This is a genomic window from Kitasatospora sp. NPDC101235, from assembly GCF_044767505.1.
In the GTDB taxonomy this organism is placed as follows: domain Bacteria; phylum Actinomycetota; class Actinomycetes; order Streptomycetales; family Streptomycetaceae; genus Kitasatospora.
The window spans coordinates 108,260-133,816 of sequence record NZ_JBIWNZ010000005.1; the positions used below are offsets into that span (position 1 = coordinate 108,260).

The following is a 25,557-nucleotide window of genomic DNA, read 5'->3' on the forward strand; positions in this document are numbered from 1 at the left end:
TGTTCAGGAACCGGTGTGCTCAGGAGCCGGTGCTGTTCCAGTCGCCGGTGCCGCCGGTCGCGGTCGGGGTGGGGGTCGGGGTGGGCGTCGGCGTCGCGTCGCCGCTCACCACCGTCGCCGCGCCGGCGTCGGCAGCCTCCGCCACGGCGACCGTGGCGGACAGGCCGGTGCCCAGGGCGACGACCACCCCGAGGCCGACCGTGAACATCCGGAGGCGGGTGCGGGCGGTGGCCGGACGCTGCGTCATCTCTGGTGCTCCCTTGACTCGCTTCCCCGGTGGGAAGGGGTTCCGTCGTGGTGTGGCACCAGTCTGGCCGGGCGCGTTCAACGGCCGATCTACAGCCGAGCACCGGTGGTCACCGGTGCTCGGCGCCGCCCGCTCAGGGCGCCGAACGGATCTCCAGGGTGCAGCACTTCACGCTGCCACCGCCCTTGAGCAGCTCGCTGAGGTCCATCCCGATCGGCCGGAAGCCGCGCTCGCGCAACCGCGCGGCCAGGCCGACGGCCGCCTCCGGCAGCACCACGTGCAGGCCGTCGCTCACCGCGTTGAGGCCGAACACCTCCGCGTCGGCGCCGTCCACCGGCAGGGCGTCCGGGAACAGCCGGCGCAGGACGGCACGGCTACCGGCCGAGAAGGCCTCCGGGTTGTACATGATCTCGTCGCCGTCGAGCACGGCGAGCGCGGTGTCCAGGTGGTAGTAGCGCGGGTCGACCAGCTCCAGACCGACCACGGGCCGCCCGAAGAACTCCTGGGCCTCCGCGTGCCCGTCGGCCACACTGCGAAAGCCCCGCCCGGCCAGCACGAAGCCCGCGGTCAGCAGCAGGTCCCCCTCGCCCTCGTTGACGTGCTCCGGATCGCGCGTCTCGAAGCCCCGGGCGCGGAACCACTCCAGGTAGGCCGGGCCCTCGGCGGCCCGCTCGGCGTTGCGGAAGCGCGCGCCGAGCACCTTGCCGTCCACCACGGTGGCGCCGTTGGCCGCGTACACCATGTCGGGCAGGCCGGGCAGCGGGTCGATCAGGTCGACCCGGTGGCCGAGCTCGCCGTAGAGGGCGTACAGCCGCTCCCACTGGGCGACCGCGAGGTCGGTGTCCACCGGCTTGGCGGGGTCCATCCACGGGTTGATCGCGTACGTGACGTCGAAGTGGGTCGGACGGCACATCAGGTAGTGGCGCGGGCGGGCGGTGCGGGTCATCGGGGTCCTCCGGGTGGGGGCGGGTCGGGAGGTGGCGCGGGCGGGGCGGCGCGGTCAGGCGGCGGGGGCCGACGGCCGGGACGGGAAGTCGCGCAGGCCGCGCAGCGGACTGGCCAGCAGCACCCCGCCGGCCGAGAGCAGCACGCCCGCCATCAGCCAGATGGTGCCGCGGGCGCCGATCACCTCGCCGAGGTAGCCACCGAGCAGGGCGCCCACGGGGATCGCGCTGTAGTTGAGGGTCGCGGAGCTGGCCCGGATCCGGCCGATCATCTCGGGCGGGCAGTAGGCCTGGGAGAAGCTGCCGGCCAGGACGTTGCCCGCCACCACGCCGCAGACCGCGACCGCCCAGGCGAGCGCGCTGACCACGAGCGGCAGCCGCTCGCCCGCCAACGGCAGCAGCAGGATGAAGGGCGCGACCACCAGCTCGCAGACCAGCAGCCCGCGCGCGGTGCCCAGCCGGCGGGCGATCCGCCCGGCCAGCACCGCACCGGCCAGCCCGCCGACGCTCACCAGCGCGAACACCGCGCCCACCTCGCCCGGTTCGATCCCCACGCTGCGCACCAGGAAGACCGTCTGCACCGCCTGGATGCCGTTCAGTCCCAGGTTGCCGACCGCCGCGAAGCAGGCCAGCGTGCGCAGGTAGGGATCGCGCAGCAGGAACCGGACGCCCTCGCCGATCTCGCGCGGGATGCCGCGCCGCTCGGACACCGGCGGGGGGCGTTCCTCCGTCCTGATCCGCCGCAGGCAGAGCGCCGACACCAGGTAGGTGAGCGAGTCCGCGAGCATCCCGCTGGCGGCGCCGAAGGCCTGCGCGAGCAGACCGGCCACGCCCGGGCCGGCGATGTCCGCCGCCGAGGCCCCGGAGCGCAGCTTGACGTTGGCCTCCAGCAGGTCGGCCTTCGCCACCAGGGTGGGCAGCACCGCCCCGTAGGCGGTGGAGAAGAACACCTTCACCGCCCCGGTCAGCAGGGCCACCACCACCAGCTGGGCGAGGGAGAGCGCCCCCAGCCAGGCGGCCACCGGGACGCTGCCGAACAGGAGGAGCAGCAGCAGGTCGCAGACCAGCATCACCCGCAGCCGGGGCCAGCGGTCCACCCAGGCACCGGCCGGCAGGCCGAGGAACAGCCAGGGCAGCCAGGCGGCGGCGTTGATCACGCCCACCGCGAAGGGGCCGGCGCCCAGGGTGACCACGGCCACCAGGGACAGCGCCACGCTCCCGACGGCCGTGCCGAGGGTGCTGGTGGTCTCACCGATCCAGAGCCGGCGGAAGTCCCCCTGGGCCCACAGGCCCCACCGGCTGCGCGGCCGCTCCGGCGGCGCCGGTGACTCGATCGGGACGGTGGTGGTCATCGCGGGTCACGCTCCAAGCTTCTCGGCCAGCACGGCGGCGATCCGTGCGAGGGGTTCCGGCTGGGTCAGCTCGCCGTGGGCGCAGGCGAGGCGGTGGCTCTCGATCCGGCCGTCCAGGTACGGCCGCCAGGCCTGCTCGTACGGCCAGTCGGCGGGCTTGCCGGTGGTCGCCCCGAAGAAGACGGCGTCCCCCCGGTAGCGGTCGGGCACGTGCTCGGCCATCAGCTTGCGGTGCCGGTCGAAGACCTCCGGCAACACGGCCACGGCCTCCCCGAGCACGGCCCGCAGATCGGCGAGGCCCCGTCCGTCGGCCGGGTCGTAGCCGAGCGAGTGCAGCAACTCCGCGAGGGTGTCGGCGGCTTCGACGGGCGGGGCGTCGGCGCTGCGGGCCGCCGGGGCGCCGTCGAGCAGGGCCAGCAGGCCGACCTCGGCGCCCTCGGCCCGCAGCCGCGCGGCCATCTCCTGCGCGACCACCGCACCGAAGGACCACCCCAGCAGGTGGTACGGGCCGTCGGGACGCACCGCGCGGATCTGCCGCACGTAGTCCTCGGCGATCTCGGCGACGCTCGCCGGTGCGTCGCCGCGCAGGCCTCGGGCCTGGAGGCCGTACACCGGCTGCTCGGGGCCGAGGTGGCGCAGCAGCCCGGAGTAGACCCAGCTGATGCCGGCCGCCGGATGGACGCAGAACAGCGGGGCCCGGTCGCCGCCGGTGCGCAGCGGCAGCAGGACGTCCAGCGCGTCGGCCGCCGGGCCGTGGTCGAGCCGTCGGGCTAGCCCGGCCACGGTGGGTGCCTCGAACAGCGCCCGCATGCCGGGGTCCGCGCCGAGGGCGGTGCGGACCCGGGCGAGCAGCTTCATGGCGAGCAGGGAGTGGCCGCCGAGGTCGAAGAAGTCGTCGTCGATGCCGACGCCCTCCAGGCCGAGGGTCTCGGCGAACAGCGCGCAGAGGAGCTCCTCCTGCGGCGTCCGGGCGGCGCGGCCGCCGGCGAGCCGTCCGAAGTCCGGTGCGGGCAGCGCCGTCCGGTCGAGCTTGCCGCTGTCGGTGAGGGGCAGCGCGGCCAGCGGGACGACGGCGGCGGGCAGCATGTAGCCGGGCAGGTGGCCGGCGGCGAAGGCGCGCAGTTCGACGGGGTCGAGCGGGCCGTCGGCGACCACGTACGCGACCAGGCGCAGCCCGTCCTCGTCGGGCAGGACGGCGGCCTGGAGCACCTGCGGGTGGAGCGTCAGCACGTGCTCGATCTCGCCGAGTTCGATGCGGAAGCCGCGGATCTTCACCTGGTGGTCGGTGCGGCCCAGGTACTCCATGCCGCCGTCGCGGGTGCGGCGCACCAGGTCCCCGGTGCGGTACATCCGCCCTCCTTGCCCGCCACCGGGCTGGGGGTACCTCCCGGCCGCCAGGCTGGGGGCGAGGGGCCCAACGCCCGGCTCGAAGGGGCAGGCCACGAAGCGCTCCGCCGTCAGGCCCGGACGACCCAGGTAGCCGCGGGCCAGACCGGCGCCGGCCAGGTACAACTCCCCCGGCACACCCGCCGGAACGGGGTTGAGGTACTCGTCCAGCACGTACGCCCGCACGCCGGCGATCGGACCGCCGAGCCCCGGGCGCTCCACCGCGTCGACGGGCCGGCCGAGGGTGTAGACGGTGGCCTCGGTCGGACCGTACAGGTTGTGGGCGGCGGTGTCCGGCGCCTCGCGCAGGGCGGTCCAGAGCTGCTGCCCGACGGCTTCGCCACCGAGCACCAGCACCGACGGAGCGGCCTCCTCCAGCAGGCCCTCCGCGAGGAGTTGTTCGGCGTAGGAGGGGGTGACGTCCATGGCACCGATGCCCGCCGCGCGCACGTGCCGGACCAGGGCGGCCGGGTCGCGGCGCAGCTCGTCGCCGATCAGGTGCAACTCGTGCCCGGCGAACATCCAGAGCAGGCTCTGCAGTGATCCGTCGAAGGACAGCGAGGCGGTGAGCGCGACGCGCAGTCGGCCGTGTGCGGCCTCGGCGGTGGCGATCAGCCCGCCGCGGTGGGCGGCCAGCAGGGCGGCGACGGCGCCGTGCGGCACGACGACGCCCTTGGGGCGGCCGGTGGAGCCGGAGGTGTAGATGACGTAGGCGGCGTTGTCGGCCGAGACGCGCGGCGCCGGGTCGGTGTCCGGTCCGGTCGCCTCGGCGACGTCCAGGGTGGGCACGCCGGCCAGCGCCTCGGGCTTCGGCCAGCCGCCGTCGGTGAGGACGAGGGCGGGGGCCGCGTCGGCGAGGGTGTCGGCGGTGCGGTCGGCCGGGTGGTCGGCGTCCAGCGGCAGGTAGGCGCCACCGGCCTTGAGGACGGCCAGGATCGCGATGACGCTCTCGGCCGAACGCGGCAGGGCGAGGGCGACCACCGATTCGGGGCCGACGCCCTCCCCGATCAGCCGGTGGGCGAGCCGGTTGGCCCGGGCGTTCAGCTCGGCGAAGGTCAGCCGGGTGTCGCCGCAGACCAGTGCGACGGCCTGCGGACTGCGGGCGGCCTGGGCCGCGAAGGCCGCCGGGAGCAGCGGGACTCCGTCCGGCAGCGCGCCCCCGGCGGTCGGGAGCGCGGCGCGCTCCTGGGCCGACAGCAGCTCGATCCGGCCGATCGGCAGCTCGGGCCGGGCGGCCACCGCCGCCAGCAGCCGGCCGAAGCGGACGGCGACGGCCTCGACGGTCTCCCGGTCGAAGAGGTCGGTGGCGAAGTCGATCGCGCACTCCAGGCCTGCGGGCGCGCCGTCCGCGTCGAAGGACTCGCCGAGGCCCACGCTCAGGTCGAACTTGGCGACCGCCCCGGCGGAGGACTCCACGGAGGCGTCCAGGCCGGCCGGGGCGAGCGGCGCGCAGTCGCCCTGGCCCTCCAGCAGCAGTGCCACCTGGAAGAGCGGGTGGCGGGCCAGCGAGCGGGCCGGGTTCAGCTCCTCCACCAGGCGCTCGAAGGGCACGTCCTGGTGGGCGTGGGCGTCGAGTTGGGTCTCCCGGACGCGGGCCAGCAGCTCGGTGAAGCTCGGGTTGCCGGACGTGTCGGTGCGCAGCACCAGGGTGTTGACGAAGAAGCCGACCAGGTCGTCCAGCGCCTCGTCGCAGCGCCCTGCCACCACCGAGCCGATCGGGATGTCGGTGCCCGCGCCGAGGCGGGTGAGCAGCGCGGCGAGGGCCGCCTGCACCGTCATGAACATCGTCACCCGGTGCTCGCGCGACAACTCGCCGAGCGCGCGGTGGAGTTCCGCGCCGTAGGGCACGACGACCCGCTCGCCGCGATGGGAGGCGGCTGCGCGGCGCGGCCGGTCGAGGGGCAGTGACAGCTCCTCGGGCAGGCCGGCCAGCGCCTCGCGCCAGTGGGCGAGTTGGCGGGAGAGCAGGCTCTCCCCGCCCTCCTCCTCGCCGAGCAGCTCGCGCTGCCAGAGCGCGTAGTCGGCGTACTGGACGGGCAGCGGCGCCCACTGCGGGGCCGCGCCGCCGGTGCGGGCCGCGTAGGCCGTGGCGAGGTCGCGGAGCAGCGGGCCCATCGACCAGCCGTCCCCGGCGATGTGGTGCAGGACGAGCGCGAACAGGTGCTCCCCGGGCCCGGCCGGGATGACGTGGGCGCGGACGGGAAGGTCGGCGGCCAGGTCGAAGGGGCGGGCCGTGCAGCTCGCCGGCTCGGTGCCGGGCGGCAGCAGCTCGACCCGGACGCAGGCCTGCTCGGCGGGCAGGATCCGCTGGTACGGGGTGCCGTCCTCCTCGGCGATCAGCGTGCGCAGGCTCTCGTGCCGGGCCACCACGTCACCGAGGGCGAGCTCCAGCACGGCCGTGTCCAACTCCCCTGCCACGCGGAGGACCAGCGGCAGGTTGTAGAGGGCGCTGGGGCCTTCCATCCGGTCGATCAGCCACAGGCGCTGCTGGGCGAAGGACAGCGGCACCCGGGCCGGGCGCTCACCTCCCGCGCTCAGCGCCGCCCGCTGCGAACCGGCACCCAGCCGTACGGCCAGCCCCGCCACACTCGGCGCCTCGAAGACGTCCCGGATGCCCAGCTCCGTACCCAGCGCCGCCCGCACCCGGCTGAGCAGCCTGGTGGCCAGCAACGAGTGACCGCCCAGGTCGAAGAAGTCGTCGTCGATCCCGACCGCCTCCAGACCGAGCACCTCCGCGAACAGCCCGCACAGGATCTCCTCCTGCGGGGTACGCGCCGCACGACCGGCCGACAGCGCACCGAAGTCCGGTGCCGGGAGCGCCCGGTGGTCGACCTTGCCGCTGCCTGTCAGGGGCAGGGTGTCGAGCAGGACGACGGCGGCCGGCACCATGTGGCCGGGCAGCGACTCGGCGGCGAACCGCCGCAGTTCGACGGCGAGTTCGGGCGACTCCTGGCCCACGGCGCAGTGGGCGACCAGTCGCCGGTCACCGGTGTCGCTCTCGCGGACGGTGACCACGGCCTGGCGGACGGCGGGGTGGCGGGCCAGCACGTGCTCGATCTCGCCGAGTTCGATGCGGAAGCCGCGGATCTTCACCTGGTGGTCGGTGCGGCCCAGGTACTCCATGCCGCCGTCGCGGGTGCGGCGCACCAGGTCCCCGGTGCGGTACATCCGCCCTCCTTGCCCGCCACCGGGCTGGGGGTACCTCCCGGCCGCCAGGCTGGGGGCGAGGGGCCCAACGCCCGGCTCGAAGGGGCAGGCCACGAAGCGCTCCGCCGTCAGGCCCGGACGACCCAGGTAGCCGCGGGCCAGACCGGCGCCGGCCAGGTACAACTCCCCCGGCACACCCGCCGGAACGGGGTTGAGGTACTCGTCCAGCACGTACGCCCGCACGCCGGCGATCGGACCGCCGAGCCCCGGGCGCTCCACCGGATCGAACGGCTGGGTCAGCGCGTAGACGGTGGCCTCGGTCGGACCGTAGAAGTTGTGGCCCGCGGTGTCGGGGTGCTCCCGCAGCCGCTGCCACAGTGCCTGGCCGACGGCCTCGCCGCCGAGCAGCAGGAGGCGCGGCGCGGGTGCGTCCAGCAGCCCCTCCTCGATCAGCTGCTCGGTGTAGGACGGGGTGATGTGCAGGGCGTCGATGCCGGCGGCGGCCGTGTGGCGGACCAGCGCCGCCGGGTCGCGGCGCAGCTCGTCGCCGATCAGGTGCAGCTCGTGCCCGGCGAACATCCAGAGCACGGGCTCCAGGGAGGCGTCGAAGCAGAGCGAGGCGGTGAGCGCGATCCGCTGCCGGCCGTGGGCCTCCTCGGCGCCCCGGATCAGGGTGGCGCGGTGGGCGGCCAGCAGGGCGGCGACGGCGCCGTGCGGCACCACGACGCCCTTGGGGCGGCCGGTGGAGCCCGAGGTGTAGATGACGTAGGCGGCGTCGCCCGGGTCGGGGGCGCACCACCCCGGCTCGGGCGCGCCGGCCTCGGAGCCCGCGGACGGCGAGGCGACGTCCAGGGTGCGCAGGCCGGTCAGCGCCTCCGGCAGCGGCCAGCGGTCGTCGGTGAGGGCGAGCGCCGGGCGGGCGTCGGCGAGCATGTGGGCGGTGCGCTCGGCCGGGTACTCGGCGTCCAGCGGCAGGTAGGCGCCGCCGGCCTTGTGCACGGCGAGCATGGCGACCACCGTCTCCGCCGAGCGCGGCAGGGCGAGGGCGACCACCGACTCCGGGCCGGCGCCCGCGGCCCGCAGGCGGTGGGCCAGCCGGTCGGCGCGGGTGTTCAGCTCGGCGAAGGTCAGCCGGGTGTCGCCGCAGACCAGTGCGACGGCCTCCGGGGTGCGGGCGGCCTGGGCCGCGAAGGCGGCGGGCAGCAGCGGGACTCCGTCCGGCAGGGCGCCGCCGGCGGTCGGGAGCGCGGCGCGCTCCTGGGCCGACAGCAGCTCGATCCGGCCGATCGGCAGCTCGGGCCGGGCGGCCACCGCCGCCAGCAGCCGAGCGAACCGTACGGCGACGGCCTCGACGGTCTCCCGGTCGAAGAGGTCGGTGGCGTAGTCGAGGGCGCAGTCGATCCCGGCGGGCTCGCCGTCGGGGCCGAAGGACTCCTCGGCGATCAGGCTGAGGTCGAACTTGGCGGAGCCGGTGCCCGCCGCGAGGGGCTCGATGTGCAGGCCCGCCGTGGCCGGCTCGGCCTGCTCGTTGCTCTGGAGCACCAGCATGACCTGGAACAGCGGGTGGCGGGCGAGCGAACGGGCCGGCCTGAGCTCCTCCACCAGGCGCTCGAAGGGCACGTCCTGGTGGGCGTAGGCACCGAGGGCGGTCTCCCGGGCCCGCCCGAGCAGCTCGGCGAAGCTCGGGTTGCCGGACGTGTCGGTGCGCAGCACCAGGGTGTTGACGAAGAAGCCGACCAGGTCGTCCAGCGCCTCATCGGAGCGCCCTGCCACCACCGAGCCGATCGGGATGTCGGTGCCCGCGCCGAGGCGGGTGAGCAGCGCGGCGAGGGCCGCCTGCACCGTCATGAACAGGGTGACCCGGTGGGCCCGGGAGAGTGCGACCAACTCGCGGTGGCACTCGGCGCCGAGGGTGAGCGCCACCCGGTCGCCGCGGTGGGAGGCGACGGGCGGGCGGGGGCGGTCCAGCGGCAGCGTCGCCTCGTCCGGGAGGTCCGCCAGGGTCTCGCGCCAGTGGGCGAGTTGGCGGGCCGCCAGGCTCTCGGGGTCGCTCTCCTCGCCGAGCAGCTCGCGCTGCCAGAGCGCGTAGTCGGCGTACTGGACGGGCAGCGGCGCCCAGCCGGGAGCGGTGCCCTCGGCGCGTGCTGCGTAGGCGCCGGTGAGGTCGCGGACCAGCGGGCCGAGGGACCAGCCGTCGCTGGCGATGTGGTGCAGTGCCAGGACCAGCACGTGCTCCTCGGCCGAGACCCTCAACAGGGCGGCGCGGAGGGGGAGTTCGGTGCGCAGGTCGAAGGCGTGGCGGCACAGCCCGGCCACCGTGGCGGCCACCTCGTCGGCGGGGCAGTTCCGGGTGTCGAGCGGGACCACGGCCTGCTCGGCCGGCAGGACGCGCTGGTACGGGGTGCCGTCCTCCTCGGCGATCAGCGTGCGCAGGCTCTCGTGCCGGGCCACCACGTCACCGAGGGCGAGCTCCAGCACGGCGGCGTTCAGCTCCCCCGTCAGGCGCAGCGCCAGCGGCGCGTTGTAGAGGGCGCTGGGGCCTTCCATCCGGTCGATCAGCCACAGGCGCTGCTGGGCGAAGGACAGCGGCACCCGCGCCGGGCGCTCACCTCCCGCGCTCAGCGCCGCCCGCTGCGAACCGGCACCCAGCCGTACGGCCAGCCCCGCCACACTCGGCGCCTCGAAGACGTCCCGGATGCCCAGCTCCGCACCCAGCGCCGCCCGCACCCGGCTGAGCAGCCTGGTGGCCAGCAACGAGTGACCGCCCAGGTCGAAGAAGTCGTCGTCGATCCCGACCGCCTCCAGACCGAGCACCTCCGCGAACAGCCCGCACAGGATCTCCTCCTGCGGGGTACGCGCCGCACGACCGGCCGACAGCGCACCGAAGTCCGGTGCCGGGAGGGCGGACCGGTCCAGCTTGCCGTTGGCGTTCAACGGCAGCGCGTCCAGCGGGACGATCGCAGCCGGCAGCATGTAGCCGGGCAGCGTCCGGGCGGCGGTGGCGCGCAGCTCGGCCGGGTCGAGCGGGCCGTCGGCGACCACGTACGCGATCAGGCGCAGCCCGTCCTCGTCGGGCAGGACGGCGGCCTGGAGCACCTGCGGGTGGGCGGTCAGGGCGCGCTCGATCTCGCCGAGTTCGATGCGGAAGCCGCGGATCTTCACCTGGTGGTCGGTGCGGCCCAGGTACTCCAGCTCCCCGTCGCGGGTGCGGCGCACCAGATCCCCGGTGCGGTACATCCTGGCGCCCGGCTCGAAGGGGCAGGCCACGAAGCGCTCCGCCGTCAGGCCCGGACGGCCCAGGTAGCCGCGGGCCAGACCGGCGCCGGCCAGGTACAGCTCCCCCGGCACACCCGCCGGAACGGGGTTGAGGTACTCGTCGAGGACGTGGCAGCGGGTGCCGGCGACGGTGCGGCCGAGGACGGGCCGCCCGGTGGCCCCCAGCGGGTGGGTCAGGGCGTCGACGGTGCACTCCGTCGGACCGTAGAGGTTGTGGGCGGCGGTGCCCGGCGCCTCGCGCAGCCGCGTCCAGAGCGCCTGGCCGACGGCCTCGCCGCCGAGCAGCACCAGGGCCGGAGCGGGCTCCTCCAGCAGGCCCTCCTCGACCAGCTGCTCGGCGTAGGAGGGTGTCACCTCCAGGACGCCGATCCCCTGCTCGCGCACGTGGCCGACCAGGGCCCGGGCGTCGCGGCGCACGTCGCCGCCGATCAGGTGCAGCTCGTGGCCGGCGACCAGCCACAGCAGGCCGTCCCAGGAGGCGTCGAAGCAGAGCGAGGCGGTGAGCGCGACCCGCTGCCGGGCGACCCCGGCCATCACACCCGTGCGGTGGGCGGCCAGCAGCGCGGCGACGGCGCCGTGCGGGACCACGACGCCCTTGGGGCGGCCGGTGGAGCCCGAGGTGAAGATGACGTAGGCGGCGTCGCCCTCGCCGGCCCGCGGCGCCGGGTTCGTCGCCGGGCCGGCCGGCTGCGCGGCGAGGTCGAGCACGGGGTGCCCGTCGAGCACCTCGGGCAGCGGCCAGCGTTCGTCGGTGAGCACCAGCGCCGGGCGGGCTTCGGCCAGCATGTGGGCGGTGCGCTCGGCCGGGTACTCGGCGTCCAGCGGCAGGTGGGCGCCGCCGGCCTTGAGCACCGCGAGGATGGCCACCACCGTCTCGGCCGAGCGCGGCAGGGCCAGTGCCACCACGCGCTCGGGGCCGATGCCCCGGGCGATCAGCTCGTGGGCGAGCCGGTTGGCCCGGGCGTTCAGCTCGGCGAAGGTCAGGGTGAGGTCGCCGCAGACCAGGGCCACCGCTTCCGGCGTGTCCGCGGCCTGCGCCTCGAAGGCGGCCGGCACCAGGGGCAGCCGCTCGGGCAGCGGCGTGTGGTCGCCCGCGGCCGCGGCCCGCTGCTCGGCGGGCAGGACGTCCAGCTCGGCGACGGACCGCCGGGGGTCGTCGGCGACCTGGCGGAGAATCGACTCCAGGGCGGCGGCCAGCTGTTCGGCGCTCTCGCGGTCGAACAGGTCGGTGGCGTACTCCAGGACGCCGGCCAGCCCCGCGGTGGCGCCCTCGGCGCCCTGCCGCTCGACCAGGCGCAGGGTGAGGTCGAAGGTGGCCGTCCCGAAGTCGACCGGTTCCTCCGTCACCGTCACGCCGGGCAGGTCCGGGCCGTCCTCGGCGGCGCCCGCGAAGGCCAGCATCACCTGGAACAGCGGGTGGCAGGCGGTCGAGCGGGTCGGGTTCAGCTCCTCCACCAGGCGCTCGAAGGGCACGTCCTGGTGGGCGTGGGCGGCCAGGTCGGTCTCCCGGACCCTGGCCAGCAGGTCGGCGAAGCTCGGGCGGCCGGACAGGTCGGTGCGCAGCACCAGGGTGTTGGCGAAGAAGCCGACCAGCTCCTGCACGGCCTCGTCGAGGCGGCCGGCCAGCGGGGTGCCGATCGGCAGGTCGGTGCCCGCGCCGAAGCGGTGCAGCAGGGTGGCGTACGCGGCCTGCAGGACCATGAAGAGGGTCACGCCGTGTTCGGCGGCGAGTGCGGTGAGCCGGGCGTGCAGGTCGGCGTCGAACTCCAGCGGGACGACCGCTCCGCGGTGGGTGGCGACCGGCGGGCGGGGGCGGTCCAGCGGCAGCGGGAGTTCCTCGGGCGCGCCGGCCAGCGCCTCACGCCAGTGGGCGAGTTGGCGGGAGAGCGGACTCTGCGGGTCGTCCTCGTCGCCGAGCAGTTCGTGCTGCCAGAGCGCGTGGTCGGCGTACTGGACGGGCAGCGGCTCCCACTGCGGGGCGTCGCCGGCCAGGCGGGCCCGGTAGGCGTCGGTGAGGTCGCGGTAGAGCGGGCCCAGCGAGGCGCCGTCCCCGGCGATGTGGTGGACGACCAGGACCAGCACGTGCTCCTCGGGCCCCTCGGGCCGCAGGTAGGCGTGGACCGGGAGGTCGGTGGCGAGGTCGAAGGTGTGGCCGGCGAGTTCCCCGGTCGGGCGGTCGGTGACGGTGAGCAGGCCGGTGCCGGGGGCGTCGAGGACGCGCTGGTACGGGGTGCCGTCCTGCTCGCCGAAGACGGTGCGCAGGGCCTCGTGCCGGTGGACGACGTCGCCGAGGGCGGCCGCCAGGGCGGCGGGGTCGAGCGGACCGCTCAGCCGCAGGGCGAGGGTGACGTTGTAGGTGGCCGAGGGGCCCTCCGCCTGCGCGAGGAACCAGAGGCGGCGCTGGGCGAAGGAGAGCGGCACCCGCTCGGGCCGGGGGCCGGGGCGCAGCGCCGGGCGGGCCGGGGCGGGGGTGTCGGTCGCGCGGTCGGCGAGCCGGTCGGCGAGCCCGGCGACGGTGGGTGCCTGGAAGAGGTCGCCGATGGCGAGTTCGACGCCGAGTTCGGTGCGGGCCCGGCCGACCAGGCGGGTGGCGAGCAGGGAGTGGCCGCCGAGGGCGAAGAAGTCGTCGTCGATGGTGATGTCGTCGATGCCGAGGAGTTCGCCGAAGAGCTCGCAGAGCACCCGTTCGCGCTCGTCGCGGGGGGCGCGCCCGGTGTCGTCGGCGGCGAGGTCGGGGGCGGGCAGGGCGCGGCGGTCGACCTTGCCGTTGGCGTTGAGCGGCAGCGCGTCCAGCAGGACGACCACGGCGGGGACCATGTAGCCGGGCAGTACGGTGCCGGCGAAGGTGCGCAGCCCGGCCGGGGTGAGCGTGGAGTCGGCGGTGCAGTAGGCGACCAGCCGGGTGTCGCCGGGGCGGTCCTCACGGGCGATCACGACGACCTGGCGGACGGCGGGGTGGCGGGAGAGCGCCGCCTCGATCTCGCCGAGTTCGATCCGGAAGCCGCGCAGCTTGACCTGGCCGTCGATCCGGCCGAGGAACTCCACGGCGCCGTCGCCGCGCAGCCGCACGAGGTCCCCGGTGCGGTACATCCTCTCCCCCGGCGCGTACGGGCAGGCGACGAAGCGCTCGGCGGTCAGGCCGGGCCGGCCCAGGTAGCCGCGGGCCAGGCCGGCGCCGGCCAGGTACAGCTCGCCGGGGACACCGGGCGGGACGGGGCGCAGCCGGGCGTCGAGGACGTAGGTGCGCATGTTGTCCAGCGGGCCGCCGATCGGCACCCGGGGGCCGTCGAGGTCGGCGGGGGCGAGCGGATGGTGGGTGGCGAAGGTGGTGGTCTCGGTGGGCCCGTAGACGTGGGCGAGCAGCAGGTCGGGGCAGGCCTCCAGGACCCGGCGCATCAGGACGCCGGAGGCGGCCTCGCCGCCGGTGCAGACGACGCGCAGGGCGGCGAAGGTCTCCGGGGCCTGCTCGGCGACGAGGTCGAACAGGGCCTTGGTGAGGAAGACGGCGGTGACGTCGTGGCGGGTGGTGACGGCGTGCAGGGCGGTGGCGTCGAGGGCGCCGGGCGGGGCGACGACGACGGTGCCGCCGGCCAGCAGCGGCGTCCAGATCTCGTAGGTGGCGGCGTCGAAGGCGTGCGGGGAGTGCAGCAGGACGCGCTGGTGGCGGCCGTCCTGCCAGCGCCGGTCGGCGGCGAGGTCGAGCACGTCGCGGTGGCGCACGGCGACGCCCTTGGGGCGGCCGGTGGAGCCGGAGGTGTACATCGCGTAGGCGAGCTGGTCCGGGTGGACGGGCACGCCGGGGCGGTGGGCGGGGGCGCCGGCCTCGTCGCCGGGGCGCACCACGGCGGCGCCGTGCGGGAAGCCGGGGTCGGCGCGGTCGGTGAGCAGCACGGGGGCGCCGGTGTCGGCGAGCACGCCGGTCATCCGCTCGGCCGGCAGACCGGGGTGCATGGGGACGTAGCAGCCGCCGGCCTTGAGGACGGCGAGGGTGGCGACGACGACGTCGGCGGAGCGCTCCATCAGCATCGCGACGGGGGTCTCGGGGCCGACGCCGAGCGCGGTCAGGTGGTGGGCGAGGCGGTTGGCGCGGGTGTCGAGTTCGGCGTAGGTGAGGGTGCCGCCGTCGTGGGCGAGGGCGGTGGCGTGCGGGGTGCGGTCGGCCTGCCGCTCGAAGGACTCGGCGAGGGTGCCGGAGCGGCGGGGCGCGTCGGTGGCGTTCCACTCGGTGAGGATGCGGGTGCGCTCCTCGGGGGCGAGCACGTCCAGGGTGTCGATGGGTGCGTGCGGGTCGGCGGCGGCACCGGCCAGCAGCCGGCCGAACCGGTCGGCCAGGGTGGCGACGGTGGTGCGGTCGTAGAGGTCGGCGGCGTACTCGATCGAGCCGGTGAGCCCGGCGGGGGTGCCGTCCGGGCCGTGCTGTTCGGCGATGCCGATGTTGAGGTCGAACTTGGCGACCCGCAGGCCGATCGGTTCGGGGGCGGACTCCAGCCCGGGCAGGGCGAGTTCGGCGTCCTGGCCGTGGTTCTGGAGCACCAGGAGGGTCTGGAACAGCGGGTGGCGGCCGAGCGCCCGGGGCGGGTTGAGCTCCTCGACGAGGCGCTCGAAGGGGAGGTCCTGGTGGGCGAAGGCGTCGAGCTGGGTCTCCCGGACCCGGCCGAGCAGCTCGGCGAAGCTCGGGTCACCGGTAGGGGCATCCCCAGCGGAGCGAGGGGAAGTGTCGATGCGCAGCACCAGCGAATTCACGAAGAAGCCGACGAGGTCGTCCAGAGCCTCGTCGGCGCGTCCGGCGACGCCGGTGCCGAGCGGGATGTCGGTGCCGGCGCCGAGCCGGGTGAACAGGGCGGCCAGGCCGGCCTGGAGGACGGTGAACAGGGTGGTGCGGTGGCTGCGGGCGAGGTCGAGCAGGGCGGTGTGCAGGCCGGCGTCCCAGGCGAGGTCGACGGAGTCGGCGGCGCCGGTGGGGACGGGCGGTCGGGGGCGGTCCGTCGGCAGCTCCAGTTCCTCCGGGAGACCGGCCGACGCGGCGCGCCAGTAGGCGAGTTGGCGGGCGAGCAGGCTCTCGGGGTCGTGCTCGTCGCCGAGCAGGTCGCGCTGCCAGAGCGCGTAGTCGGCGTACTGGATCGGCAACGGTTCCCAGTCGGGGGCGCGGGCGGCGAGCCGGGCCCGGTAGGCGTCGGCGAGGTCGCGCAGCAGGGGGCCGAGCGACCAGCCGTCGCCGGCGATGTGGTGGAGCACGACGAGCAGCACGTGCTCGGTCGGGGAGAGGGTGAACACCGTGACCCGGATGGGCAGTTCGCGGCTCAGGTCGAAGGTCTCGGCGGCCGCGGCGTCCCGGCGGGCCGGGTAGTCCTCCGGTGCGCAGTCCACGGCCAGGAAGCGCGGCTGCGCCTCCTCGGCCGGCAGGATCCGCTGCACCGGGACTCCCCCGGCCACCGGGAACACCGTGCGCAGGGCCTCGTGCCGGGCGACCACGTCCGCCGTCGCGGCGCGCAGGGCGGCGGTGTCGAGCCCGCCGCGCAGCCGCAGGGCGAACGGCAGGTTGTACAGCGCGGTCGGCCCCTCGATCTGGTCGATCAGCCAGAGCCGCTGTTGGGCGTACGAAACCGGGATCACGGTGCTTCCTCTACTCGGGTCTGCTCACGTCACGGCACGGGCTGTTCGGGGGCGGGGCTCAGGCGGCGGCCAGAGTGGGCCGGACGCTGGGCCGGCAGTCCAGGACGTCGAGCGGCCGCCCCATCGAGACGGCGATCCTGCGGTCGCCGCGGTACGGGTCCCGCCCGTGGGCGCAGAGCACGTTGTCGACCAGCATCACGTCGCCGACCTGCCAGCGTTCGCGCACGGTCGCGGCGTGGTACGCCTCGTTGAGGGCGTCGACGTCGGCCCGCTCCAGCGGTTCGCCGTCGCCGAAGCCGGTGTTGAACGGGAGGCCGTCCGGGCCGAACTCGTCGGCCATCGCCTCGCGGATGTCCGGGTCGAGCGACCATTCGTTCCAGAAGGCGAGGTGGTTGAACCAGACCTCCTCGCCGGTCGCCGGGTGGTGGATGGTGCCGGGGCGCAGCTGGCCGGTGCGCAGGTTGCCGTCCGGCAGCCACTCCCAGGTGATGCCGTTCTCCCGGCAGTAGGCCTCGACCTCGGAGCGGTCCTCGGTCGCGAAGGCGGTGCGCCAGCCGAGGGAGACGTAGTCCGAGTAGTTGCGGGTGAGGGTCCAGCCGGAGGTCCGCATCCGCTCGATCAGGTGCGCGGGCAGTTGGGCGAGCACCTGTCGGCAGTCGGCGGTGGGGGTGGCCCCGCCCTCCTCGGGGGCGGTCAGGCAGGCGAAGAGCAGCCGGCCGGGGAAGGTGAGGGTGTAGCTGTTCTCGTTGTGCATCCGGATCGGCTGGGCCGGCGGCAGGTCGGTGGAGGAGAAGACGCCGTTGCCGTAGTCGCTGCGCGGGGTGGCCTTCTCCCGGTAGGGGGTGCGCTCGGGGATGAGGACGTCCCGTACGGCCGCGACGTCCTCGGTGCTCGTGACCGGCAGGCCGCGCAGGAAGATCGTGCCGTGCCGGTGCAGGGCTTGGGTGAGCGCGCTCTCGTTCTCGCGCAGCCACTCGCAGGCCTCGCCGAGGCCGGCGGTGCGCGGCGCGTGGGCGAGGGCCGGGCGGCCGGGGTTCAGTTCCCAGGTCGGCATGGTGGCGGTCACCGGTCGGCGAGGGCGGCGACCAGGCCGGCGGGCCTGATGTCGGTCCAGTTGGCCTCGATGTAGTCGAGGCAGCCCTGGCGGGTGTCCTCTCCGTGGACGGTGGTCCAGCCGGCCGGCACGTCGATCCAGACCGGCCACAGCGAGTGCTGGTTCTCGTCGTTGGCCAGCACCAGGTAGCCGGCGTTGTCGTCCTCGAACGGGTTGCTCATGGTGTCCTCCTTGGGTTGCTTCGAAGGTAGGGGCGGGCCGTGCGGCCGAAGGGCAGGAGTCGCGGCAGGAACGCGGCAGTTGGGCCGTGGGGCCTGCCGGGTGGTTCAGCGCGGGGTGAGGCGGACCGGGAAGCGGTCCAGGCCGAAGTTGATGATCGAGCGGTTGTGGGTGACCGGCCCGGCCGGCTCGATGGTGGCGACGCGCTCCAGCATCGCCGTGAACAGGCCGCCGAGTTCGGCCTTGGCCAGCGGAGCGCCGACGCAGTAGTGGGCGCCGAGGCCGAGCGCGAGGTGCTTGTTGGGGGCGCGGTCGAGCAGGATCTCCTCGGGCCGCTCGAAGGCCTCCGGGTCCCGGTTGGCGGACCAGACCCAGACCGCGACCCGGTCGCCGCGCCGGATGGTGCGGCCGTCGAGTTCGGTGTCCCGGCTCGCGGTGCGCAGGGTGTGCAGTCCGACCGAGGTCCAGCGCAGGAGTTCGTCCAGGGCCGAGTCCATGCCGACCTCGCCGCGCTGCAACCGCCGCCACAGGTCCGGGTGCTGGACCAGGGTGTGCAGGCCCATGGCGGCCGTGTGGCGGACGGTCTGGACGCCGCCGACCACGATGTTGTCCAGGTTGAGGACGACGTCCTCGATCGGCAACAGCTTCCCGCGGACCCGGTAGGTCGCCATCATGCTGATCAGGTCGTCGCGCGGGTCGCTGCGCCGCAGCATCACCTGGTGCAGCAGGTACGGGATGAGCTGCTGGTGGCCGGCCCGGCGCTCCTCGGGGGTGCAGCCGAGGAAGGCGACGTCGCAGACCCGCACGACCATGTCGCGGTCCGCCTCCGGGACGTCCAGCAGGTCGCACATCACGGACAGCGGCAGCGCGGAGACGGCGTCGACGAGGTCCACCTCGCCCTGCTCGACGGCCTGCTCGACGATCGAGGCGGCGAGTTCGGCGATGCCCCGGGAGGCTCCGCGCACGGCGCCGGGCGAGAAGAACGGGTTGGCGGGGGCGCGGAGTTCGCGGTGCCGGGGCGGGTCGGTGAGGGCCATCATCCGGCCGGAGCCGACCGGGACGTTGCCCTCGCCGGCGCCGAGCAGCGAGCCCTGTTCGGAGCTGTAGACGGCGGCGTTGCGCAGCACCTCGGCGGAGTGCCGGTAGGAGAGCACCGACCAGACCGGCCCGTCGTCGACGGTGTCGGTGAGGTGGACGGCGGACTCCCGGCGCAGCTCCGCGACCAGCGCGGGGGTGTCGGGGCGGGCCCAGAGGTCGGGGTCGGTGAGGTCGACCGCGGTGGTGGTTGTCATCAGTGCTCCGTCGTGGGCTGGTGGGCGGCGCCGGGCCGCGCGATGAGGGAGGTCAGCAGGTCGACCGGGCCGGGCCCGTCGACGGTGGCGAGCAGGTGGCCGCCGGGGACGACGTGGTGGCCGTGGGCGCCGCGGGTGTGGGCGGCCCAGCCTTCGAGGCCGCCGGCGGCGAGGAGGGGGTCCTCGACGCCGACGACGGTGTGCAGGGCGGAGCCGATCGGCGGGTGCGGGCGGGGCCGGTAGGTGTCGACCACGTCCAGGTCGGTGCGGATGCCGCGCAGCGCGTGCTCCTTCAGATCGACGTCGCCCGCCACGAGTTCGCCCATTCCGGCGAGGCGCAGCAGGTCGTCGGCGGTGTGCTGCGGGCGGTCCGCCCCGGCCCAGGCGGCGGGCGGCGAGGCGGAGGCGGCGACGACCAGTTCGGGCCGCCGCCCGGCGGGCAGCGCCCGGGCGACCTCGTAGCCGAGCAGGGCGCCGAAGCTCTGCCCGTAGAAGCCGAACCTCCCGGTCAGGTGCGGGGTGAGGGCCTCCAGGACGGCGTCGACCAGCAGGTCGAAGCTCGCGGGCATCGGGTGGCCGAGCCGCCCGCCGCGGGCGGGCGGGCGCAGCGCCCAGACCTCGGCGGCCGGGGCGAGGGCGCGGGCGAGCGGGGTGTAGGCGGTGGCGTCGCCGCCGGCGTGGGGGAAGCAGAACAGCCGGTACGGGCGGTGCTGCGGTTGGGGCACGGGGACGAACAGCCAGTCGCCCTCGACGCGGGGCCGTACCCGCAGTGCGGTGGTCATGCGCCGATCACCCTGGCGCGGGCGGTCAGGGCGGGCCTGGGGGCGGCGGCGCCGGCCGCGACGGCCCGTTCGACGGTGGCGGCGAAGGCGGCCAGGTCGGCCGAGTCGAGCAGGTGGCGCAGCTGGAGTTCGATGCCGAGGCGGCGGCGCAGCAGGTGGACGACCCGCAGCGCGGCGATCGAATGGCCGCCGAGCGAGAAGAAGTCGTCGCCGGGCCGGACGTCGGTCACGCCGAGCACGGTGCCCCAGACCTCGGCGACCTGCTCCGCCACTCCCCCGGCGCTCGCCGGTGCTCCCTCCCCGACAGCGGCCGGGGCGGGCAGCGCCGCCAGGTCGACCTTGCCGTTCGGAGTGAGCGGAAGGGCGTCCAGCACGGTGATCACCGAGGGCACCAGGTGCGCGGGCACGGTGGCCCGCAGCCGCTCGGTCAGCTCGGCGGCGGTGACGGAGCCGGTGACGTAGCCGGCGAGCCTGCGGTCGCCGGGGGCGGGCTCGTGGACGGTGACGGCGGCGGCCCGGACGCCCGCCAGCCCGGCCAGGGCGTGCTCGACCTCGCCGAGCTCGATCCGGTAGCCGCGCAGCTTGACCTGCCGGTCCACCCGGCCGACGTACTCCAGCCGGCCGCCCTCGCCGCGCCGGGCCTGGTCGCCGGTGCGGTACATCCTCCCTCCTTGCCCGCCACCGGGCAGGAGGGGCCCATCGCCCGGCGCTCCGGACGGGTCGGCGACGAAGCGCTCGGCGGTCAGTCCGGGCCGCCCGACGTAGCCGTGGGCGAGCCCGGGCCCGGCCAGGTACAGCTCGCCGACCACGCCGTCGGGGACCGGGGCGAGCTTCTCGTCCAGCAGGTGCAGACGCACGCCGGGCATCGGCTCGCCCAGGTGCGGGCCGGGGCCGCTGATCGGCGCGGTGACGGCCTCGACGGTGCACTCGGTGGGCCCGTACAGGTTGAGGGCGTCGATGCCGCCGTCGGCCAGTTCCCGCCAGGTGCGCTCGGGGACGGCCTCGCCGCCCATGAACAGCCGCGGCACCCGGGCGCCGGCGAACGGCTCGCGCAGCAGCTCCCAGTGCGAGGGGGTCAGGTCGAAGTCGGTGACGGCGTGCTCGGCGAGCAGGGCGGCCAGCCGGGCCGGGTCGGCGCGGTGCTCCTCGCCGATGACCAGGACGGTGTCGCCGCGGCAGATCCGGCTCCACTGCGGGACGGAGGCGTCGAAGGAGATGCTGGCGTTCCAGCCGACCACGCCGGGCTCGGCGCGCAGGGCGCCGGTGGCCTCCAGGCCCGCGATCAGTCCGGCGACGGCGCCGCGCGGCACCTCGACGCCCTTGGGCCGGCCGGTGGAGCCGGAGGTGTAGATGACGTAGGCCGGGTCGAGCGGGTGGGCCCCGGCGGGCAGCTCGGGCCCGTCGGCGGCGGCGTCCGGGCGCAGCACCGGCACGCCCTCGGCGGCCGGCAGGCCGTCGGCGCTGATCAGGGCGGCGAGCCGGGCGTCGGAGGCCATGAAGGCGAGCCGCTCGGCGGGGTAGGCCGGGTCGAGCGGGACGTAGGCGGCACCGGCCCGCCAGACGGCGAGCAGGGCGACCGGCAGGTCGGCGGTGCGGCCGAGGTGGACGCCGACCCGGTCGCCGCGGCCGACGCCGAGGGCGCGCAGGGCGCGGGCCAGGGCGGCGGTGCGGCGGTCGAGTCCGGCGAAGTCCAGGCGGTCTGCGCCGGCCAGGACGGCGGTGCGCTCGGGGTGGGCGGCGACGGCGTCGCGCAGGCGGTCCAGCAGATCGGTCATGACGGGTCCTCAGAGGTCTCGGGCGGCGGCGGCCATGGTGTGCAGGGCGGCGTCGTAGGTGTCGATGAACTGCTCGGCGGTGCTGTCGGCGACCAGCGAGCGCTGGTGGTCCACGGCGAGCAGCACCCGCTGCGTGACCGGGTCCTGGATCACCGAGGCGCCGAAGGCGAAGCTGTTGGGCTCGTGGCGCAGGGTCGGCTCGGTGCCGATCCGGCCGTCCACGATGCGGGCCGAGCTGAGCCGGCCGAGGGCGTGGAAGCGCAGGTAGCCGAACTGGCTGTCCAGCGCGGTGTCGGTCATCAGCCGGGCGAGGCGGGCGAAGGGCACCCGGCGGTGCGGCATCATGTCCAGCTCCTCCCGGTGGACCTCGCGGACCAGGGCGAGCAGGTCGTCGCCGGGCTCGCAGCTCAGCGGGACGGTGTTGAGGAACAGCCCGTACACCTCGGTGCCGCCGAGCCGTTCCAGCCGGCCGTTGACGGCCAGCCCGGTGGTGACCCGGGGCTTCCCGGTGACGGCGGCGAGGGCGTGCAGGTGGGCGGCGAGCGCCACCGACTTGACCGGCACGCCCAGCGCGTCGGCGACCGTCCGCAGCTGTTCCGGCGCCTCGGGCAGCACGCGTTCGACGGTGCGCGGCGCCTCGTGCACGGACTCGCTGCCGGGGAACAGCTGGCCGCTGACGCCGGACAGCCGCTCGCGCCAGTAGGCGAGCGAGCGCTCGTCGCCTGCGGCCTGCCGTTCGACGGCCACGAAGTCGCGGAAGGCGGTGCGCGGCGGCGGGGTGGGCGCGCCGAGCGGGTCGGCGGCCAGGGCGCTGTGACGCTCCAGGATCTCGGTGAGCAGCGAGGTGAAGCTCCAGCCGTCGAGGATCGCGTGGTGCTCGGAGACGGTGAGCTGGAAGGCGTCCTCGGCGAGGCGCTGCACGGTGATCCGGAACAGCGGCGGGGCGGTGAGGTCGAAGGGCGTCCACCGGTGGGTGTCGAACACCTCGCGGATAGCCGCGTCCTGGTCGGCTTCGCCGCGCAGGTCGGCGAACTCGACGGGGGCGGGCAGCCGGCCGTGGACGAGCTGCAGCGGTTCGCCGTGGCCGGACAGGTCCAGGCCGGTGCGCAGCACGGCGTGGCGGTCCATGGCCTCGGCGACGGAGCGGCGGAAGGCCTGTTCGTCGAGGTCGCCGGAGATCCGGTAGGAGTTGACGTTGTGGTAGCTGTCGGTGCCGCCGGCGATCTCCATGTGGAAGACCATGGAGAGCTGCATGGACACCATCGGGTAGGCGTCGACGAGGCCGGGCGGCAGGTCTGCGCGGTCCTCCGGGCTGACCAGGGCGAAGGGCTCGTGGGCGTCCGGGTCCTCGGTGACGGGCTTCGCCAGCGGCAGCAGGGCGGCCACGGTGGGGGCGTTGAAGACGTCCCGCAGGCTCAGCCCCCAGCCGCGCTCGTGCAGCGCGCCGGCCAGCTGGACGGCCCGGATGGAGTCGCCGCCGAGGTGGAAGAAGTCGTCGTGGACGCCGATGCCGTCCACCCCGAGGACCTCCGTCCAGACGGCGGCGAAGGCCTCCTCCTCCGGGGTGCGCGGCTCGACGTGCCGGCCTGCGGTGGCGGCGCTGCGCTGGCCGGGGGCGGGCAGGGCGGCGCGGTCCACCTTGCCGTTGACGGTGAGCGGCAGCGATTCCAGCACGGTGTAGCTCGCCGGGACCATGTAGGGGGGCAGCGAGCGGCCGAGGAAGGCGCGGACGTCGGCGGGCTCGCGCCCGGTGACGTACGCGGCGAGGCGGTCCTCGTGCACGGTGACGACGCAGGCGTCGACGTCCGGGTGGGCGGCGAGGGCGTTCTCGATCTCGCCGAGTTCGATCCGGAAGCCGCGCAGCTTGACCTGGAAGTCGGCGCGCCCGATGTACTCCAGCCCGCCGCCGGGCAGTCGCCGGGCGACGTCGCCGGTGCGGTAGAGCCGGGCCCCGGGCGGGCCGTACGGGTCGGCGACGAAGCGGTCGGCGGTGAGGCCGGGGCGGCCCCAGTAGCCGTGGGCGAGGCTGCCGCCGCCGATGTACAGCTCGCCGGCCGCGCCGGGCGGCACCGGCCGCAGCCAGTCGTCCAGGACCTGGGCGCTGAGGTGCGACATCGGCGTGCCGATCAGGCTGCGCTCGAAGCCGGTGCTGCCGGCCAGGTCGTGGGTGGTGACGTGGACGGTGGTCTCGGTGATGCCGTACAGGTTGCACAGCCGGGCCGGCGGCGGCGGGTCGAGCTCGAACCAGCGCTGGACGACGGCCGGGTCCAGCGCCTCCCCGCCGAGCATGATCCACTTCAGCGCGGGCAGGGCGCGCGGGCTGCGGCGCAGCACCGGCTCCAGCTGGCGCAGCGCCGAGGGGGTGAGGCAGAGGCAGGAGACGTTCTCCTCCTCCAGCAGCTGGGCGAACTCCTCCGGCGAGCGGCTGGTCACGTACGGGACGACGACCAGTCGGGCGCCGTGCAGCAGGGCGCCCCACATCTCCCAGACCGTCCAGTCGAAGGCGTAGCTGTGGAAGAGCGTCCAGGTCTCCTGCGGGCCGAAGCCGAAGTGCCGCTCGCCGTCCGCCATCAGCCGGCTGACGTGCTCGTGGGCGACGGCTACGCCCTTGGGGCGGCCGGTGGAGCCGGAGGTGAAGATGACGTAGGCGACGTCGCCGGGGCGGCCGGCGGCCGGCGGGCGGGTGTCCGGCCGGGCGGCCAGGTCGGCGGCCTCGGCGGTCGGGTCGTAGGCCTGCCAGGGGCCGTCGGGCACCCGGTCCGGGCGGTCCGTGACGACCAGGGTGACGCCCGTGTCGCCGAAGACCAGCGCGGCGCGGTCGGCGGGCGCGGCCAGGTCGACGGGCACGTAGGCGGCGCCGGTCTTGAGCACGCCGAGGACGGTGACCAGGACGTCGGCGGTACGCTCCAGCAGCATGCCGACGCGGTCCCCGGGGCCGGCGCCGCGGGCGCGCAGGGCGTGCGCGAGGCGGTTGGCCCGGCGGTCCAGTTCGGCGTAGCTCAGGGTGCGGTCGGGGTCGCTGACGGCGGGCCGGTCGGGGTGGGCGTCGGCGGCCCGCTCGAACAGGTGGTGCAGGCAGTGGCCGGGGGTCTCGGTGGCCGCGGTCCCCTCCGCGGGGCGGGTGGTCAGCCGCAGCACGGTGGCGTCGGGATCGTCCAGGGCCGCGGTGAGCAGGGCGTCGAACTCGGCGGCCAGCCGGCGGACGGTCTCCGGGTCGAACAGCTCGCTGCGGTACTCGGCCTCGCCGCGCAGTTCGCCGCCGCCGTCCCCGCCGTCGAAGACGGACCAGGTGAGGTCGAACTTGCTGGTGCCGTTGGAGCGCACCCGGCTCCGGGCGGTGGCCGCCGGGCCGAGCGCGAGCGGGGTGCGGTCCTCGCCGTGGGCGCCGAACACCACCTGGACCAGCGGCGGGTGCTGGGCGCTGCGGGCGGCGCCGAGCCGGTCGACGATCTGGTCGAAGGGCAGGTCGAGGTAGCCGTAGGCCTCGAAGGCGACGTCCTGGACGTGCTCCAGCAGGTCCCGGAAGCTCAGCGCGGGCGCGAGCCGCAGGCGCAGCGGCAGCAGGTTGACGAAGTAGCCGAGCAGGTGCTCCAGTTCGGGGCGGTCGCGGGTGGTGACGGGGGTGCCGACCACCAGGTCGTCGGCGCCGGTCCAGCGGTTCAGCAGGAGGGCGAAGGCGGCCAGCTGGACGGTGAACGGGGTGACGCCCTCCGTCTCGGCCAGGGCGCGGACCCGCGCCGCCGTACCGGGGGCGAGGCCGAACTCCTCGGTCCGGCCGGCCGCGCCGCGCTCGGCGGGCCGGGGCCGGTCGGTGGGCAGCTCCAGCAGGGCGGGTGCGCCGTCCAGCTGCTCCTTCCAGTAGGTCAGGTGCTCCTCGAAGGAGGTGCCGAGCTCCTCCTGCGCGTAGTCGGCGTACTGGACGGTCAGCTCCGGCAGTTCGGCCTCCCGGCCCTCCACCGCGGCGCCGTAGACCGCGGCGAGTTCGCGCTCGAAGACCTCGGCGGACCAGCCGTCCCAGACGATGTGGTGGACGGTGAACAGCACCGTGGTGCGCTCCTCCGCGAGCCGGAAGGCCTCGGCGCGCAGCAGCGGTCCCGTGGCCAGGTCGAAGGGCTCGGCGCAGCGGGCGGCGAGCAGTTCCTCCAGGCGCTCCTGCTGCCCGGGGCCGCTCAGCGGGCGCAGGTCGGTCACCGCGAGCGGCACGGCGAGGGTGGGGTGCACGTGCTGGCGGGGGCCGTCGGGGTGCAGCGCGAAGGTGGTGCGCAGCGTCTCGTGCCGGGCCACCACGGTGTCCAGTGCGCGCTGGAGCAGGGCGAGGTCGAGCGGGCCGGTGACGTCGACGGTCCAGGGGGTGCAGTAGGTGACGGCCCGCGGGTCGAGGCGGTCGAGGAACCAGAGGCCGCGTTGCAGCCCGGAGACGGGCGCGGTGCGCGCCGGGTGGTCGGACGGGCTCACGGCCTCGTTCCCTTC

9 protein-coding genes and 1 pseudogene are annotated in these 25,557 nt (G+C 75.5%); all 10 read right to left on the bottom strand.

All coding sequences use genetic code 11. From position 1 onward, the window contains the following. Positions 1 to 19: 19 nt before the first annotated feature. The 10 genes and pseudogenes from ACIRRH_RS11035 to ACIRRH_RS11080 all read right to left on the bottom strand — a co-directional run bounded on the left by ACIRRH_RS11035 (position 20) and on the right by ACIRRH_RS11080 (position 25,542). On the bottom strand, positions 20 to 247 hold the full coding sequence (locus ACIRRH_RS11035) for a hypothetical protein (RefSeq protein WP_403064962.1): 228 nt from the start codon (positions 245 to 247) through the stop codon (positions 20 to 22). A gap of 133 nt (positions 248 to 380) precedes the next feature. After that, a pseudogene (gene ddaH / locus ACIRRH_RS11040) lies at positions 381 to 1,205 on the bottom strand (dimethylargininase); the annotation flags it as partial. 42 nt (positions 1,206 to 1,247) lie between these two features. Continuing rightward, positions 1,248 to 2,543 (bottom strand): MFS transporter, encoded by a 1,296-nt coding sequence (locus ACIRRH_RS11045; RefSeq protein ID WP_403064965.1) that lies wholly within the window; start codon positions 2,541 to 2,543, stop codon positions 1,248 to 1,250. 6 nt (positions 2,544 to 2,549) lie between these two features. Continuing rightward, complete coding sequence (locus ACIRRH_RS11050) at positions 2,550 to 15,965, bottom strand: amino acid adenylation domain-containing protein (RefSeq protein WP_403064968.1); 13,416 nt, start codon at positions 15,963 to 15,965, stop codon at positions 2,550 to 2,552. A 58-nt stretch (positions 15,966 to 16,023) separates the two neighbouring features. After that, complete coding sequence (locus ACIRRH_RS11055) at positions 16,024 to 17,019, bottom strand: TauD/TfdA family dioxygenase (RefSeq protein ID WP_403064971.1); 996 nt, start codon at positions 17,017 to 17,019, stop codon at positions 16,024 to 16,026. A gap of 8 nt (positions 17,020 to 17,027) precedes the next feature. Then, on the bottom strand, positions 17,028 to 17,240 hold the full coding sequence (locus ACIRRH_RS11060) for an MbtH family protein (RefSeq protein ID WP_403064974.1): 213 nt from the start codon (positions 17,238 to 17,240) through the stop codon (positions 17,028 to 17,030). 105 nt (positions 17,241 to 17,345) lie between these two features. After that, positions 17,346 to 18,530 (bottom strand): cytochrome P450, encoded by a 1,185-nt coding sequence (locus tag ACIRRH_RS11065; protein WP_403064977.1) that lies wholly within the window; start codon positions 18,528 to 18,530, stop codon positions 17,346 to 17,348. Beyond that, a complete protein-coding gene (locus ACIRRH_RS11070; protein ID WP_403064980.1) occupies positions 18,530 to 19,312 on the bottom strand; it encodes a thioesterase II family protein in 783 nt (260 codons plus the stop codon). The genes ACIRRH_RS11065 and ACIRRH_RS11070 overlap by 1 nt, the downstream gene beginning before the upstream one ends. Then, positions 19,309 to 21,087 (bottom strand): non-ribosomal peptide synthetase, encoded by a 1,779-nt coding sequence (locus ACIRRH_RS11075; protein ID WP_403064983.1) that lies wholly within the window; start codon positions 21,085 to 21,087, stop codon positions 19,309 to 19,311. Before ACIRRH_RS11075 ends, ACIRRH_RS11070 begins: the two co-directional genes overlap by 4 nt. Positions 21,088 to 21,096: 9 nt before the next feature. Next, the gene (locus ACIRRH_RS11080; RefSeq protein ID WP_403064986.1) at positions 21,097 to 25,542 is read right to left on the bottom strand and encodes an amino acid adenylation domain-containing protein; all 4,446 of its coding nucleotides are present in this window, start codon (positions 25,540 to 25,542) and stop codon (positions 21,097 to 21,099) included. Positions 25,543 to 25,557: the final 15 nt, after the last annotated feature.

Excerpts from the sequence above, each read along its gene's own strand:
- ACIRRH_RS11035 (WP_403064962.1), bottom strand. The coding sequence starts at position 247 with ATGACGCAGCGTCCGGCCACCGCCCGCACCCGCCTCCGGATGTTCACG.
- ACIRRH_RS11070 (WP_403064980.1), bottom strand. The coding sequence starts at position 19,312 with ATGACCACCGCACTGCGGGTACGGCCCCGCGTCGAGGGCGACTGGCTG.
- ACIRRH_RS11075 (WP_403064983.1), bottom strand. The coding sequence starts at position 21,087 with ATGACCGATCTGCTGGACCGCCTGCGCGACGCCGTCGCCGCCCACCCC.
- ACIRRH_RS11060 (WP_403064974.1), bottom strand. The coding sequence starts at position 17,240 with ATGAGCAACCCGTTCGAGGACGACAACGCCGGCTACCTGGTGCTGGCC.
- ACIRRH_RS11065 (WP_403064977.1), bottom strand. The coding sequence starts at position 18,530 with ATGACAACCACCACCGCGGTCGACCTCACCGACCCCGACCTCTGGGCC.
- ACIRRH_RS11045 (WP_403064965.1), bottom strand. The coding sequence starts at position 2,543 with ATGACCACCACCGTCCCGATCGAGTCACCGGCGCCGCCGGAGCGGCCG.
- ACIRRH_RS11055 (WP_403064971.1), bottom strand. The coding sequence starts at position 17,019 with ATGCCGACCTGGGAACTGAACCCCGGCCGCCCGGCCCTCGCCCACGCG.